Source organism: Flavobacterium gelidilacus DSM 15343 (assembly GCF_000422685.1).
Lineage (GTDB): Bacteria > Bacteroidota > Bacteroidia > Flavobacteriales > Flavobacteriaceae > Flavobacterium > Flavobacterium gelidilacus.
This window is the reverse complement of sequence record NZ_AUGN01000001.1, coordinates 414,601-429,080: the sequence shown is the minus strand read 5'-3', so window position 1 is coordinate 429,080 and position 14,480 is coordinate 414,601. Positions and strand designations below refer to the sequence as shown.

At 29.8% G+C, this 14,480-nt stretch carries 12 protein-coding genes; 10 read left to right on the top strand and 2 right to left on the bottom strand.

What is annotated here, in order from left to right:
* The first annotated feature begins 21 nt into the window (after positions 1–21).
* Positions 22–1,908, top strand: a complete 1,887-nt coding sequence (yidC, locus tag G507_RS0101970; RefSeq protein WP_026715909.1) for a membrane protein insertase YidC — start codon at positions 22–24, stop codon at positions 1,906–1,908.
* 402 nt (positions 1,909–2,310) lie between these two features.
* Here the strand turns inward: yidC and G507_RS0101965 are convergent, their stop codons facing one another.
* Positions 2,311–3,249, bottom strand: a complete 939-nt coding sequence (locus tag G507_RS0101965) for a fasciclin domain-containing protein (RefSeq protein WP_026715908.1) — start codon at positions 3,247–3,249, stop codon at positions 2,311–2,313.
* A 150-nt stretch (positions 3,250–3,399) separates the two neighbouring features.
* Here G507_RS0101965 and G507_RS16250 point away from each other — a divergent pair, with 150 nt between their 5' ends.
* The 8 genes from G507_RS16250 to pafA all read left to right on the top strand — a co-directional run bounded on the left by G507_RS16250 (position 3,400) and on the right by pafA (position 11,730).
* Complete coding sequence (locus G507_RS16250) at positions 3,400–4,191, top strand: toxin-antitoxin system YwqK family antitoxin (protein ID WP_211218967.1); 792 nt, start codon at positions 3,400–3,402, stop codon at positions 4,189–4,191.
* Between the two features lie 4 nt (positions 4,192–4,195).
* Positions 4,196–5,383 carry a tRNA 2-thiouridine(34) synthase MnmA gene (mnmA, locus tag G507_RS0101955; RefSeq protein ID WP_026715907.1) on the top strand — a complete coding sequence of 396 codons (1,188 nt, stop codon included), beginning with the start codon at positions 4,196–4,198 and terminating at the stop codon, positions 5,381–5,383.
* An 8-nt stretch (positions 5,384–5,391) separates the two neighbouring features.
* Entirely contained in the window at positions 5,392–6,327 is a 936-nt protein-coding gene (locus G507_RS0101950; RefSeq protein ID WP_026715906.1) for a calcium/sodium antiporter, read from the top strand.
* A 43-nt stretch (positions 6,328–6,370) separates the two neighbouring features.
* The gene (locus tag G507_RS0101945; protein ID WP_026715905.1) at positions 6,371–7,981 is read left to right on the top strand and encodes a S8 family serine peptidase; all 1,611 of its coding nucleotides are present in this window, start codon (positions 6,371–6,373) and stop codon (positions 7,979–7,981) included.
* 30 nt (positions 7,982–8,011) lie between these two features.
* The gene (locus G507_RS0101940) at positions 8,012–8,956 is read left to right on the top strand and encodes an NAD(P)H-dependent flavin oxidoreductase (protein WP_026715904.1); all 945 of its coding nucleotides are present in this window, start codon (positions 8,012–8,014) and stop codon (positions 8,954–8,956) included.
* Positions 8,957–8,961: 5 nt separating this feature from the next.
* Positions 8,962–9,369, top strand: coding sequence for a hypothetical protein (locus G507_RS0101935; protein ID WP_026715903.1), 408 nt, complete (start codon positions 8,962–8,964; stop codon positions 9,367–9,369).
* A 173-nt stretch (positions 9,370–9,542) separates the two neighbouring features.
* Positions 9,543–9,995 carry an ArsR/SmtB family transcription factor gene (locus tag G507_RS16245; RefSeq protein WP_051191447.1) on the top strand — a complete coding sequence of 151 codons (453 nt, stop codon included), beginning with the start codon at positions 9,543–9,545 and terminating at the stop codon, positions 9,993–9,995.
* Between the two features lie 121 nt (positions 9,996–10,116).
* Positions 10,117–11,730: an alkaline phosphatase PafA gene (gene pafA / locus G507_RS0101925; RefSeq protein ID WP_026715902.1), complete on the top strand. Its 1,614-nt coding sequence runs from the start codon at positions 10,117–10,119 to the stop codon at positions 11,728–11,730.
* A gap of 70 nt (positions 11,731–11,800) precedes the next feature.
* On the opposite strand, the gene lysA is transcribed toward pafA, so the two are convergent.
* The gene (gene lysA / locus G507_RS0101920) at positions 11,801–13,006 is read right to left on the bottom strand and encodes a diaminopimelate decarboxylase (RefSeq protein WP_026715901.1); all 1,206 of its coding nucleotides are present in this window, start codon (positions 13,004–13,006) and stop codon (positions 11,801–11,803) included.
* A 242-nt stretch (positions 13,007–13,248) separates the two neighbouring features.
* On the opposite strand from lysA, the gene sucC reads away from it, so the two are divergent.
* Complete coding sequence (sucC, locus tag G507_RS0101915) at positions 13,249–14,442, top strand: ADP-forming succinate--CoA ligase subunit beta (protein ID WP_026715900.1); 1,194 nt, start codon at positions 13,249–13,251, stop codon at positions 14,440–14,442.
* The last annotated feature ends 38 nt before the right edge of the window (positions 14,443–14,480 follow it).

The following is a 14,480-nucleotide window of genomic DNA, read 5'->3' as shown; positions in this document are numbered from 1 at the left end:
CTAAAGGAATAAATACTAAAAATGGAAGAAAAAAAATTAGATCTAAATTCAATTATTGGATTTGTATTAATTTCAGGGATTTTAATGTGGATGTTATACACTAACGCGCCTACAAAAGAAGAACAAGAAACAAAAGCTAAACAAGAACAAGTTGATAAACAAAAAGAATCAGTAAAAACAGAACTAACTCCAGAAGTTACAACAGTTGTTTCTAATGATTCACTTCAAAACGAACAAGCTAAAGATCAATTAGGTTCGTTTGCGTATTCTTCAACTCTTCCATCAGCAAAAAAGAATATAACAACTATTGAAAATGATGTTTTAAAATTAGAAATATCAAATAAAGGAGGTTATATTGTTAATGCAACCGTTAAAGGAATTGAACAATTTGAAAGAAATTCTAAAACACAAGTTCAAATTATCAAAGAAAATAACGCTAATCTAAACATTACTCTAAATACAAAAGACAATCGTGTTTTAAATACAAAAGACATGTTTTTTGAACCAACTTTAACAAAAGATGGAGATAATCAAGTCTTAACAATGCGTTTAAAAGCAGGTGAAAACAAGTTTTTAGAATATCGTTATGTATTGAAACCAAAAGAATATATGTTAGATTTTGGAATCAAAACGCAAGGTTTAACAGATGTAATAAATACTTCAAAATCATTAGATTTAGAATGGCAATTAAAAGCCTTTAGAAACGAAAAAAGTATTTCATATGAAAATCGTTACACAGAAATGGTTTATGAATATGAAGAAGGAAAAGACGATTACTTAAGTGCAGCAAAAGACGATGATGATATTGTAAAAGATGTAAGTTATATTGCTTTCAAGCAACATTTCTTTACATCAATTTTATTAACAGATACACCTTTTAAAACGGCTGAATTAAAATCTCAAAATTTAGTTCACGATGAAGAAATTGACACCCTTTATACAAAAAACTTTGTAGCAAAAGTACCTTTAGATTTTAAAAATGGTGAACTTAATTATGCTATGAACTGGTATTACGGTCCAGCTAAATATGAAACTTTAACTAGTTATGAAAAAAATCTAGACGAAATTATGCCATTAGGTTGGGGTATTTTCGGATGGATTAACCGTTGGGTATTTATTCCAGTATTTGGATTTATTTCTTCTATTGGATTAGGTTACGGATTATCAATTATCATTTTTACGATTTTAGTAAGATTGGTAATGTCTCCAATTACATATAAATCATATTTGTCACAAGCAAAAATGAAAGTATTGCGTCCAGAAATTAACGAATTAAACGCTAAATACAAGGACAATGCAATGAAGAAACAACAAGAAACAATGAAGTTGTATTCTAAAGCTGGAGTAAATCCAATGGCAGGTTGTTTGCCAGCGGTTATGCAAATTCCGGTATTTTATGCCTTGTTTCAGTTCTTTCCTTCTATGTTCGATTTGAGACAAAAAAGCTTCCTTTGGGCAGACGATTTATCATCTTATGATGCAATTTATCAATTACCATTTAGAATTCCTTTTTATGGAGATCACGTGAGTTTATTTCCAATTTTGGCTTCTGTTGCTATTTTCTTTTATATGAGAATGACTACTGGTGACCAACAAATGAGTGCTCCAACACAAGAAGGAATGCCAGATATGGGGAAAATCATGAAAATCATGATTTATATTTCTCCTGTAATGATGTTGGTTTTCTTCAATAATTACGCTTCTGGATTGAGTTTATATTACTTTATTTCAAATTTAATTACAATCGGAATTATGTTAGTTATTAAGAAATACATTGTGAATGACGAAAAAATTCACGCTAAAATTCAAGTTAATAAAACTAAAGAAAAGAAAGAAAGCAAATTCCAGAAAAAAATGAGAGAAATGATGGAACAAGCAGAAGAAGCTAAAGCTCAAAAGAAAAAATAAATAAAACATACATATTAAAAAATAAAATCCCTGCTTTTTTGGCAGGGATTTTATTTATTGGTTAAATCAATGAACTAAATAAAATTTACATTGATAAAGCTAGAACATGAGTTAGTTTATTAAACTAGATAATTGATTTTCTATTGATATACTTTTAAGTTTCTATTGGCTGAATTACTTTAAAATAATTTCAAGTGCTTTCACATAATTGTAATAATTACTATTAGTTTAAAAAGATGTATTAGTTTAAAAAAAAATTTTGAGAAAAATATATTTTATTATTCAAAAAATTAAATGACGTAAAAAAGTCTAATTAAATGATATTAGTCTTTTCATATATGAAGAATAAAAAAAGCCATTCAAATTAATGAATGACTTTTTTTTCATAGCATTTTTACTTAATTAAAACGGACGTATTACACCATCAATAGCATGAATAATTCCATTAGAACATTGTACATCTGTTAGAACAATGTTTGTTTGAGCATTAATTGCATCAGTAATTACAGTTCCAGCAATTGAAAAAGTATCACCTTGAAGTGTAGTAATAGGTGTTGTAGGAATCCCAGTAGACAACACGTTAGCTCCACCAACAACATGGTAAGTTAATAATGCAGTTTTTTGAGCTGATGTTAAAGTTCCGTATAAATCTAATACCGGTTGTGTAAAAGCGGAATTTAATGGAGCAAAAACGGTAAATGGTGAACTAGTAGTTCCTGATAAAGTAGGTACTAAACCTTGTGCGTCTAATAGACTTACTAAAGTTGTAAAATTAGAATTTGCAGCGGCATGAGTTACAACAGTTGGTAAACCAATTACCGCACTTACTTTGTGAATTACTCCATTTGTTGCAATAATATCAGCTTGAGTTACGTTAGATACTCCATTAAGACTAACACCATTTGACGTATTGATATACATACTTAATGTGTTTGTAGTTGAAGCAGCTCCTTTACCTAGAGTTTTTACATAACCAGTAGATAGGCCTGTTGAAAGATTTGTACCTGCAACAACATGGTTTAATAAAAGTTCTTTCAATGCAGGTGTAGGAACAGCATCTAAATTTGCATAACCATTATCAGATAAAAACGTCGCAAATGCACCGTTATCTGGAGCAAATACAGTTAATGAACCATCTTGGCTCAATGTTTGTACCAAATCAGCTTTTACCAAAGCAGCAACTAAAGAAGAAAATTCAGGTGTACGTGATGCAATACCAGCAATTGAGTTGTCTACCGGAGTAACAACAGCAGGATTATCATCATCATTAGAGCACGAAAACATCATCACACTTATAGTGATGATTAAAGTTAATTTGATTAATTTTGCAATGTTTTTCATAGTAATTATATTTTTTGTTTAACCAAAACTAATAAAAGTTAGACACAAAAGAAAATGATTTTGAAAAAATCATGTATTAATTAACTTTTTTTACAATTTGTTTAATCATTTGATTATTAATTCAATAAATATTAAAAAAACATAAAACATATGTTAATAACAAAAAAAATAGTGACAATTCTTTTATTTTTAATTTCAGGTTTGTCGTTTTCTCAAGAAACTATAAATCAATTAGATGCTAAAGGAGAACGTCATGGTTTATGGAAAGGAACCTATGAAGAATCTAAGCGTCCAAGATATGAAGGTGTTTTTGAACATGGCAAAGAAAAGGGTGTTTTTAAATATTTTGATGATACTAAAGCAGGAAAAGTAATTGCTAAAAGAGATTTTTCTAAAGGAAATGGTTCATGTTATGTTACTATGTTCGACAGAAAAGATAATATTGTTAGCGAAGGTTTACTAATAAATAAAGAATATGAAGGGGAATGGAAGATATACCATAAAGAATCTAAAATTGTAATGACTAGCGAAAATTATAAAAAAGGAAAGCTTAATGGGATTAAAAAAATCTTTTATGATGACGGTGCTGTAGCTGAAATATTGAATTTTAGTGATGGAAAACGAAATGGAAACTATAAAAAATATGGTGTAAATGAAAAAATACTAGAAGATTTAAATTATAAAAATGACGAACTTCATGGTGATGCAACATTTTATGATGGTTTAGGAAATATTTCAATTCAAGGTCAATATAAAGAAGGATTAAAATCTGGAGTTTGGAAAACTTACGAAAAAGGGAAAGTTGTTAAAGAAGAAACGGCAAGAAAATATACGTCAAAAAATTTTGAATACACTATGAATCCAAAAGGAGAAAAAGTTCCTGGAGAAATGAAAAATAGAGAAGTTAAAGAACTAAAAAGTACTAAAAAAGATAAGAAATAATAGAATGAAAAGAGTCGTAGTAGGACTTTCAGGTGGTGTAGACTCTAGTGTTGCAGCTTATTTATTAAAAGAACAAGGTTATGATGTTATTGGTCTTTTTATGAAAAATTGGCATGACGATACGGTTACAATATCAAATGAATGCCCTTGGTTAGAAGATAGTAATGATGCACTTTTAGTGGCTGAAAAATTAGGAATTCCATTTCAAACAGTAGATTTATCTGAAGAATACAAAGAAAAAATTGTGGATTACATGTTCAATGAATATGAACAAGGTCGAACTCCAAATCCAGATGTGCTTTGTAATAGAGAGATTAAATTCGATGTTTTTATGAAAATTGCTTTGTCACTTGGTGCAGACTATGTGGCAACAGGTCACTATTGTAGAAAATCAAGCATTGAAAATGACGGAAAGGAAGTTTTTCAATTGTTAGCTGGAAAAGACGATAACAAAGATCAATCTTATTTCTTATGTCAATTATCACAAGAACAATTATCTAAAGCTTTATTTCCAATAGGTGAATTGACAAAACCGCAAGTAAGAGAAATTGCTACCCAAATGGATTTAGTAACGGCTGATAAAAAAGACTCACAAGGTTTATGTTTTATCGGAAAAGTGCGTTTACCTGAATTTTTACAACAAAAATTAGAACCAAAAGAAGGAGTTATTGTTGAAGTTGATGCAGAAGATGATATATTTGAGTTAGCCACTACAGAATTTGTAAATATTGAAGATGCTTTTAAATATCAAGCGAGAAAATTAAATTTTTCAAATGCTAAAGCTAAAGTGGTAGGAAAACATCAAGGAGCTCATTATTTCACAAATGGACAACGAAAAGGATTGAATGTTGGAGGAACAAAAGAACCTTTATTTATCATTCAGACAGATGTTAAAGAAAATATTATTTATACAGGTCAAGGTTCAAATCATCCAGGTTTATATAAAAATGCTTTATTCATTAAGTCTGATGAAGTTCATTGGATAAGAGAAGACTTGCGATTACAACCTGACGAAAAAAGAGAAGTTATGGCAAGAATTCGTTATCGTCAACCCTTAGATAAAGCAACTTTGTACCAATTTGGATCAGGAATGTATGTTGTTTTTGATAACCCACAATCGGCTATTACAGAAGGACAATTCGTAGCTTGGTATGAAGGTGAAGAGTTGTTAGGTAGTGGTGTAATTTCATAAAATAGTACATGAATTTTCTTTATATAATTTCAGGGTTAGTTTTATTAGTTGTTGGTGGAAATTGGTTGTTAAAATCTGCTGTAGGATTATCTTATAGATTAAATATTTCAAAAATTATAGTGGGTTTGACTGTGGTTTCCTTTGCAACATCTTTACCAGAACTTATTGTGAGCGTGCAAGCAGCTTTAGATGGTCATCCAGATATTGCGGTTGGAAATGTTTTAGGTTCTAATATTGGAAACATAGGTTTAGTTCTTGGAGTTGTACTATTAATTAATGCCATTCAAATCGATAAAAGCTTTTTTTCAACAGATTGGCCTACAAAAATGATTGCTTCAACTTTATTATTTGTTTTCTTACTTATGGACGGAAAATTAAGTAGAGGTGAAGGTTTTACATTTATTGTTTTACTGATTCTATTTTTACTTTATTTAGTCAAACAAAATAAAAAAGTAATTGTAGATATTTCTGAAATCAAAGAAGAAGCAATGCCTTATATCAAAATTTTCGGATTTCTAGCCATTGGAGGTTTTGCACTTTGGGCAGGTTCTGAATTATTAGTAGAAGGAGCTGTAAATCTTGCAAAAACTATAGGTGTAAGTGAACGAGTTATAGCAGTTACAGTTGTTTCTATTGGGACAAGTATTCCTGAATTAGCTTCTTCGGTTATTGCAAGTATTAAAAAAGAAAATGATATTTCAATTGGAAATATTATTGGTTCTAACATATTTAATATTTTAAGTGTTTTAGGAATTACAGCTATAATAAAACCAATTCAAAACATTGATCCAAGAATATTAAGTCAAGATATTTATTGGATGCTTGGTTTTAGTTTGTTATTATTACCTTTAGTTTTATTACCAAAAAGAGGAAGTCTAAGTTTTAAAGAAGGAATTTTATTATTAGTAGGATATTGTATTTTCATTTATTTTACAATTAAGTAAAAGCTTCTTTAAGAATTTTATATATTTGAAGTAAAATAGAAAAATGAAAAAGTTACTACTTCTTATTGTTTTATTTATTTCATATAATTCTTTTGCACAAGAACAAGATGCTTGGGTTTACTTTACCAATAAACCTAATGCTTCAAACTTTTTAGCAAATCCATTAACAATGCTTTCTCAAAGAGCATTAGATAGAAGAACTGCTCAAAACATTCCTTTAGATATAACAGACGCTCCTGTGCATCAACCATATATTGACCAAATTGAAGCAATTTCTGGAATAACAGTTATGGCTAAATCAAAATGGCTGAATTCAATTCATGTAAGAGGAAGTCAATCAGATATTCAAGCCTTGTCGAATTTAATTTTCGTGAATTCAATTGACTTTGCAAATGGTGCTTTAAATACCAGACAAATTCAACCAAAAGATAACTTATACAGCAAGGTAAATAAACAATTGGAAGAATTAGTTACATACAATTATGGAAATTCTGATAATCAAATTCAAATGCTTAATGGACATTTATTGCACCAACAAGATTATACTGGACAAGGAAAGATTATAGCAGTTTTAGATTCAGGTTTTATTGGAGTTGATTTAGCTTTACCTTTTCAGAATTTAATGACAAACAACCAAATATTAGGAGGTTATAACTTCCCTGATAGAAATACCAACTATTTTTCACGTCATAATCACGGAACTTCTGTTTTGTCTTGCATGGGAGGATTTGTTGATGGACAATTAGTCGGAACTGCTCCAAATTCACAATATTATTTATTTATTACAGAAGATATAAATTCTGAAAATCCAGTTGAAGAATCCTATTGGGTTGAAGCAGCAGAATTAGCAGATTATTATGGTGTTGATGTTATAAACAGTTCTTTAGGTTATTTTGGATACGATAATCCAGCCTATAGTTATACTTATAATGATATGAATGGAACAACAGCTTTTGCATCAAGAGGAGCAGATATGGCTTTCTCTAAAGGTATTATGGTTGTTATTAGTGCTGGAAATTCAGGAAATAGTTCTGAACCACATGTTGGAGTTCCAGCAGAAGCTATTCATGCTCTAGCAATTGGTGCTGTTGATAGCAATGAAGCTATCGCAAGTTTCAGTTCAATTGGACCATCATTTGATGGAAGAGTAAAACCTGATGTTTGTGCAAAAGGTCTTGGAACAACTGTTAGTAATACATCTGGAAATATAGTTACATCAAACGGGACATCTTTTTCAAGTCCAGTTATGGCCGGAATGGTAGCTACTTTTTGGTCAGCAGTTCCTTCACTTACAAATGTTCAAGTAACTAATTTTATTAAACAATCTGCGGATTTATTTGCTAATCCAACAATTCAAAAAGGATATGGAGTTCCAGATTTTCAGTTAGCCTTGACAAATGCTTTAAATTCAATGAATTTTACCATAGAAAATCCGATTTTGTATCCAAATCCTGCAGTTAATCAAATTACTTTAGCAAGTGAAATTAAAAACGGAAATCTATTGTTATATAATAGTTTAGGTCAATTAGTAAAAGAAGAAAGTATTACGCAAAAAATACAGAATTTTGATGTGGAGAACTTAAATTCAGGAATATATTATTACCAAATATCATCTCCAAATATAAATTTAAAAGGTAAAATTATCAAACAATAATTTTTACCAATAGAATAAACTCAACGATTAATGAATAAAATTACAAGCCTTTTTGAAATAAAATATCCAATAATTCAAGGAGGAATGATTTGGAATAGCGGATACAAATTAGCAAGTGCTGTCAGTAATGCTGGTGGTTTAGGACTAATTGGAGCAGGTTCAATGTATCCAGATGTTTTGAGAGAACACATTCAAAAATGCAAAAAAGCAACAGACAAACCTTTTGGGGTAAATGTGCCAATGCTTTATCCAAATATTGAAGAAATTATCCAAATTATTATCGAAGAAGGTGTGAAAATCGTTTTTACTTCAGCAGGAAACCCAAAAACATGGACACAACATCTAAAAGATAATGGCATAAAAGTAGTTCATGTGGTTAGTAGTGCTAAATTTGCCATGAAAGCACAAGATGCTGGAGTAGATGCTATAGTTGCAGAAGGTTTTGAAGCTGGAGGGCACAATGGTAGAGATGAAACAACAACTTTAACTTTAATACCAATAGTTAGAGAAAAAATTGATATTCCGTTAATTGCAGCTGGTGGAATTGCTACTGGAAGAGGAATGATGGCAGCAATGATTTTAGGTGCAGATGGAGTTCAAATGGGGACTCGTTTTGTTGCATCAATAGAATCAAGTGCTCATGCAGATTTTAAAACTACAGTTGTAAATGCTAATGAAGGTGATACACAATTGACCTTAAAAGAATTAGCACCAGTTAGATTAGTAAAGAATAAGTTTTATAATGATGTACAAGAATTATACGCAAAAGGTCCATCAAAAGAAGAATTAGAAGCCTTATTAGGCAAACGAAGAGCAAAAAGGGGTATGTTTGAAGGTGATTTAATAGAAGGTGAATTAGAAATTGGACAAATTTCAGGTTTAATTCATGATATTTTACCCGTTCAAACCATTATCAATAATGTGATGAATGAATTTCAACAAGCCCAAAAAGAAACACAACAATTTCAATTTTAAAAAAAATGAGCAAAAAGCTTAAAATAGTAGTATTCGTTTTATTTATTGGTTTATCATCTTATAGCCAACAATTTTTATTTAAAACAACTAGTTTTTCTGTTACAGAAAAGAACAGTAAAGGAAAATGGACAGAATGGACAAAACCATCAAAAGCTGAAATGATTATTAAAATTGATGGAGTAAGTCATCGAGTAGTTGTGTATTCTGAAGAAATACAACTTTTTAATATAATCAAATACAATGAAGTAAAGAAAACAGAAACAGATATTATCTCTTCTTATAATTGTATTGATAATAACGGTATTGAGTGTGTTGTATCAGTTTATACTAGAAAAAATCAAAACAATAGAAAACAACTTTACATTACTTATGATGATATGATTATTGAATATAATATTGAAATAGAAAAGTAATTGTTTTCAATTATAATTCAATCTAATATCTACTTATCACGATTAAAGTAATGTTTATTGTTTTTTTATGCGTTTAATCTGAATTTATTAACATTTAATCCAATTTTGTTGATAACTTTTGTTTTTCTTAATTTATAATCGTTAAATTGCGATTGATATAAAACTTAGGCAAAATGGGAGTAACTAAACGTGTTGATTTTAAGGAAGATATAAATAATATTGCGGAAGTATTTAAAGCTTTAGGTCATCCTGCAAGAATTCAAATAATGAATATTCTAATGATGGAAGAATCTTGCTCCTGTGGGAATATCGTTAAAATTTTACCATTAGCACAATCTACCGTTTCAAACCATTTGCTTGAACTTAAAAAAGCAAACCTAATTAATATTACTTTTTCAGGTAAAAGTTCAATATATTCGGTAGAAAAAGATAAATTAAATGTATTAAATCAGTTTATAAGTAATTATATTGATAATATAGGTACGGATAGTTTTAAGAAGAAAACAAGTCATAAAACAATTTCTATTACTGAAGTTCTTGAGGAAAGAAAAGAATTCTCTCCAAAAAAGAAAAAAATATCTTCCAACTTGAAACTGCATAATTATCAGTTCAAGCATAAAAAGTAATTTAGCGCTCTTAAAATTCTGTCTTCTAAACTGAATTTATATTTAGATGTAATAAATTTAAGATTTTCATCACATTCAAATCATATCTATTCCTTATTTTTGTAATTCAATAAAAATACTGATGAAAAAATTAATAATTGCAATTACACTTCTAACTTCAATACTTGCAAATGCTCAAGACAAACCTAAATTAGTAGTAGGAATCGTTGTAGATCAAATGAAACACGAATATTTAAATCGCTTTTCAAGTGATTTTTCAGAAAATGGTTTTAAGCGCTTAATAAAAGACGGATATTCTTTTCAAAACGTACATTATAACTACATGCCAACTTATACAGCTCCAGGTCATGCAGCAATTTACACAGGAACAACTCCTTCAGTAAACGGAATTGTAGGAAACGATTGGTTCAACAAAGCTACTGGGAAAGACATGTATTGTACTGATGATGATTCTGTTTCAACCCTTGGTGATGGAGTAGAAAGTGAAGGAAAAATGTCTCCAAAAAATTTACAAAGCACTACAATTACAGATGAATTAAAGTTAGCAACCAATTTCAAAGGAAAAGTTATTGGTATGAGTTTAAAAGATAGAGGAGCAATTTTACCAGCTGGACATTTTGCGGATTGGGCTTTTTGGTACAGCAAAACGGGTTCTTTTATTTCAAGTACTTTTTATGGTGAAAATTTACCAAATTGGGTAACAGATTTCAATAATGAAAAACATTATGAAACTTATGTTCAAAAAGGTTGGGAATTATTAAAACCAAAAGAAACTTACAACGAAAGTCTGACAGATAATAATCCTTATGAAGGAAAATTATATAAGAAAACACCGTTTTTTCCATACAATTTAAAAGACATGTATGAAAATAATGATGCAGGTGTTTTAAGAGCAACTCCTTTTGGTAATAATTTACTGGCTGATTTTGCTAAAAAAGCTATTGAAAAAGAAGCTTTAGGTAAAGACGAAATAACAGATTTTTTAACAGTGAGTTTCTCATCAACAGATTATATCGGACACATTCTTGGACCACGTTCTATCGAATTACAAGACACATATTTACGTCTAGATGAAACTATAGCTGACTTCTTAAATTATTTAGATAAAACAGTCGGAAAAGGTAATTACTTGGTATTCTTAACGGCTGATCACGCTGGTGCTGAAAATGTTACGTATTTAAAAGATAATAAATATGATGTTACAAATACGAATTCTAAAACACTACGCAACGATTTAGAGGCTTTTTCTGAAACAACTTATGGTGATGATTTAATTTTGGATTATTCGAATTCCAATGTGTTTTTTAAGAAAGATATTATTAAAGCTAAAGGTTTGAATTTAAATGATGTAAAACAAACTTTCAAAGATTATCTTCATACTCAAAAATTTGTAAAAAGAGTTTATACAGAAGATGAAATCTTAGCTTCATCTGGAAGTGATTATTACTTAAAGTTAATAGCAAACGGATTTGATCCTGTACAAAATGGTGAACTAGTAATTCTTGAAAAACCAGGTTATTTAGAATATTCTTCAACAGGAACAACACACGGAAGTCCGTATGCTTATGATACTCACGTACCTTTATTATTTTACGGTTGGCATATTAAAAAAGGTGAATCTTTTGATAGAAAAGAAATAACACAAATTGCTCCAACCTTATCACAATTATTAAAAATAACTTATCCAAACGGAACGAAAGCTGAGTTGTTACAAGAGATTTTGATAAAAAAATAAAGAAAAAAGCATAAATAAAAGCACGAATTAAATGGTATTAATTCGTGCTTTTATTTTATAATTAATTAGCTTAGAAAGTAACTTCAACTTGGTTTCTTAAAATATCTTCAAACGTTTCTCTTTGTCTAATTAAATGACCTTTTCCATTTAACCATAAAACTTCAGCAGGTTTTACTCTAGAATTATAGTTAGAAGCCATTGAAAAACAATAAGCACCAGCATTTCTAAAACATAAAATATCACCTTCAGTAATTTCTGAAATTCTTCGGTTATTGGCAAAAGTATCCGTTTCACAAATATAACCAACGATAGAGTAGAAGCGTTCTTTTCCTTTTGGATTAGAGATGTTTTCAATATGATGTTGTGAACCGTATAACATTGGACGAATCAAGTGATTGAAACCTGAATCAATTCCAGCAAAAACAGTTGAAGTAGTTTGTTTTACAACATTCACTTTCGCTAAAAAGAAACCAGCTTCACTTACCAAAAATTTTCCAGGTTCGAATGCTAATGTCAATTCACGACAATATTCTTTTTCAAAAGCTAAAAATCTTTTCGTTAATTTTTTTCCGAATTCTTCTACATCAGTTTCAATATCATCTTTTTTGTAAGGTACTTTAAATCCACTTCCAAAATCTATAAAATCTAGTTCTTTGAAATGTTTAGCAGTATCAAACAAGATTTCAGCAGCATATAAAAATACTCCAACATCTAAAATGTCAGAACCAGTATGCATGTGAATTCCGTTGATATGCATTTTCGTGTTTTCAACAATTCGCAACAAATGAGGCAATTGGTGAATCGATATTCCGAATTTACTATCAATATGTCCCACAGAAATATTTGCATTTCCACCAGCCATAACGTGTGGATTTATACGAATACAAACTGGAGTTTTAGGATGTTTTGTACCAAATTGTTCTAAGATAGAAAGATTGTCAATATTAATCTGAACGCCTAAAGCAGCAACATTTTCAATTTCTTCCATCGAAACTCCATTTGGAGTATAAATAATTTGAGAAGGTTCAAAACCAGCATGTAAACCTAATTGAACTTCTTGAATAGAAACTGTATCTAAACATGAACCTAAACTCTTTAAGTATTTAAGTATAGAAAGATTTGATAAAGCTTTTACAGCATAATGTACTCTAAAGCGTTCTACTTTATTAAATGCTTTCGTTAATCGTTTGTATTGTGCTTCAATTTTTTCTGCATCATAAACATAAAGTGGGCTTCCAAAATCTTCTGATAATTGAACTAAATCTTGTGTTTTCATTTTCTTTTTTTAGGATCACAAAAATATAGTTAAAAAATCAAATTGCCTTAAAAATCATAAATTTTAACATAATATAACAATTTGTTTTATTTATAACAAATTAGCTTTTAATTATTATAAAGTATAAATAATTAAAGGGATTAAATATGCTAAATAAAAAAAAACTAAATCATTAGTCAGTTACAGAATAGTTTTCTATTTTTGTATCACTTTTTTAAAATAGTATAATCGATATATAAATTATGAATTTACACGAATACCAAGGTAAAGAAATATTAGCAAGTTATGGTGTACGCATCCAAAGAGGTTATGTAGCTAACAATGCTGAAGAAGCAGTTGCTAAAGCAAAAATTTTGACTGAAGAAACTGGAACAGGATGGCACGTAATTAAAGCTCAAGTTCACGCTGGTGGAAGAGGAAAAGGTGGTGGAGTTAAATTAGCAAAAAACCTTGATCAAGTTGCTGAAATTGCAGGACAAATCATTGGAATGGATTTAGTTACACCTCAAACATCTGCTGCTGGTAAAAGAGTACATATGGTTTTAGTTGCTGAAGATGTTTATTATCCTGGTGAATCTGAAACTTCTGAATTTTATATGTCAGTACTTTTAAACAGAGGAACTGGAAGAAATATGATTATGTATTCGACTGAAGGTGGAATGGATATTGAAGAAGTTGCAGAACACACACCTCATTTAATTTTTACAGAAGAAATTGATCCTGCTGTAGGTTTACAAGCTTTTCAAACAAGAAGAATTGCTTTTAATTTAGGATTGAGTGGAAATGCATTCAAAGAAATGACAAAATTCGTAGCTTCATTATACAATGCTTACATTGGTTCTGATGCTTCTATGTTTGAAATCAATCCAGTATTAAAAACTTCAGATGATAAAATAATGGCTGTTGATGCTAAAGTTAATATTGACGATAACGCATTATACAGACAAAAGAACATCGAAGCAATGCGCGATGTTAGAGAAGAAAATGCAATTGAAGTTGAAGCAAAAGAAGTTGGATTAAACTATGTTGATCTTGACGGAACAGTTGGGTGTATGGTAAACGGAGCTGGATTAGCAATGGCTACTATGGATTTAATTAAATATGCAGGTTTTGAACCAGCAAACTTTTTAGATGTTGGTGGAACAGCTGATGCTAAACGTGTTGAAGCAGCTTTCAGACTTATATTAAGAGATGAAAACGTAAAAGCAATTTTAATCAATATTTTTGGTGGAATTGTTCGTTGTGATAGAGTTGCACAAGGAGTTGTTGATGCTTACAAAAACATGGGTGACGCTATTAAAGTGCCAATCATTGTAAGATTACAAGGTACAAATGCTGAAATTGCAAAAGAATTAATCGACAATTCTGGAATGCCAATTTTATCTGCTGTACAATTCCAAGAAGCTGCTGATCAAGTTAAAAAAGCGCTTTCTTAAGTAGAAAATAAAGTTTTATATATAGAAAATCCCAAGTT

Excerpts from the sequence above, each read along its gene's own strand:
- yidC (WP_026715909.1), top strand. The coding sequence starts at position 22 with ATGGAAGAAAAAAAATTAGATCTAAATTCAATTATTGGATTTGTATTA.
- G507_RS0101965 (WP_026715908.1), bottom strand. The coding sequence starts at position 3,249 with ATGAAAAACATTGCAAAATTAATCAAATTAACTTTAATCATCACTATA.
- G507_RS16250 (WP_211218967.1), top strand. The coding sequence starts at position 3,400 with ATGTTAATAACAAAAAAAATAGTGACAATTCTTTTATTTTTAATTTCA.
- mnmA (WP_026715907.1), top strand. The coding sequence starts at position 4,196 with ATGAAAAGAGTCGTAGTAGGACTTTCAGGTGGTGTAGACTCTAGTGTT.
- G507_RS0101950 (WP_026715906.1), top strand. The coding sequence starts at position 5,392 with ATGAATTTTCTTTATATAATTTCAGGGTTAGTTTTATTAGTTGTTGGT.
- G507_RS0101945 (WP_026715905.1), top strand. The coding sequence starts at position 6,371 with ATGAAAAAGTTACTACTTCTTATTGTTTTATTTATTTCATATAATTCT.
- G507_RS0101940 (WP_026715904.1), top strand. The coding sequence starts at position 8,012 with ATGAATAAAATTACAAGCCTTTTTGAAATAAAATATCCAATAATTCAA.
- G507_RS0101935 (WP_026715903.1), top strand. The coding sequence starts at position 8,962 with ATGAGCAAAAAGCTTAAAATAGTAGTATTCGTTTTATTTATTGGTTTA.
- G507_RS16245 (WP_051191447.1), top strand. The coding sequence starts at position 9,543 with ATGGGAGTAACTAAACGTGTTGATTTTAAGGAAGATATAAATAATATT.
- pafA (WP_026715902.1), top strand. The coding sequence starts at position 10,117 with ATGAAAAAATTAATAATTGCAATTACACTTCTAACTTCAATACTTGCA.
- lysA (WP_026715901.1), bottom strand. The coding sequence starts at position 13,006 with ATGAAAACACAAGATTTAGTTCAATTATCAGAAGATTTTGGAAGCCCA.
- sucC (WP_026715900.1), top strand. The coding sequence starts at position 13,249 with ATGAATTTACACGAATACCAAGGTAAAGAAATATTAGCAAGTTATGGT.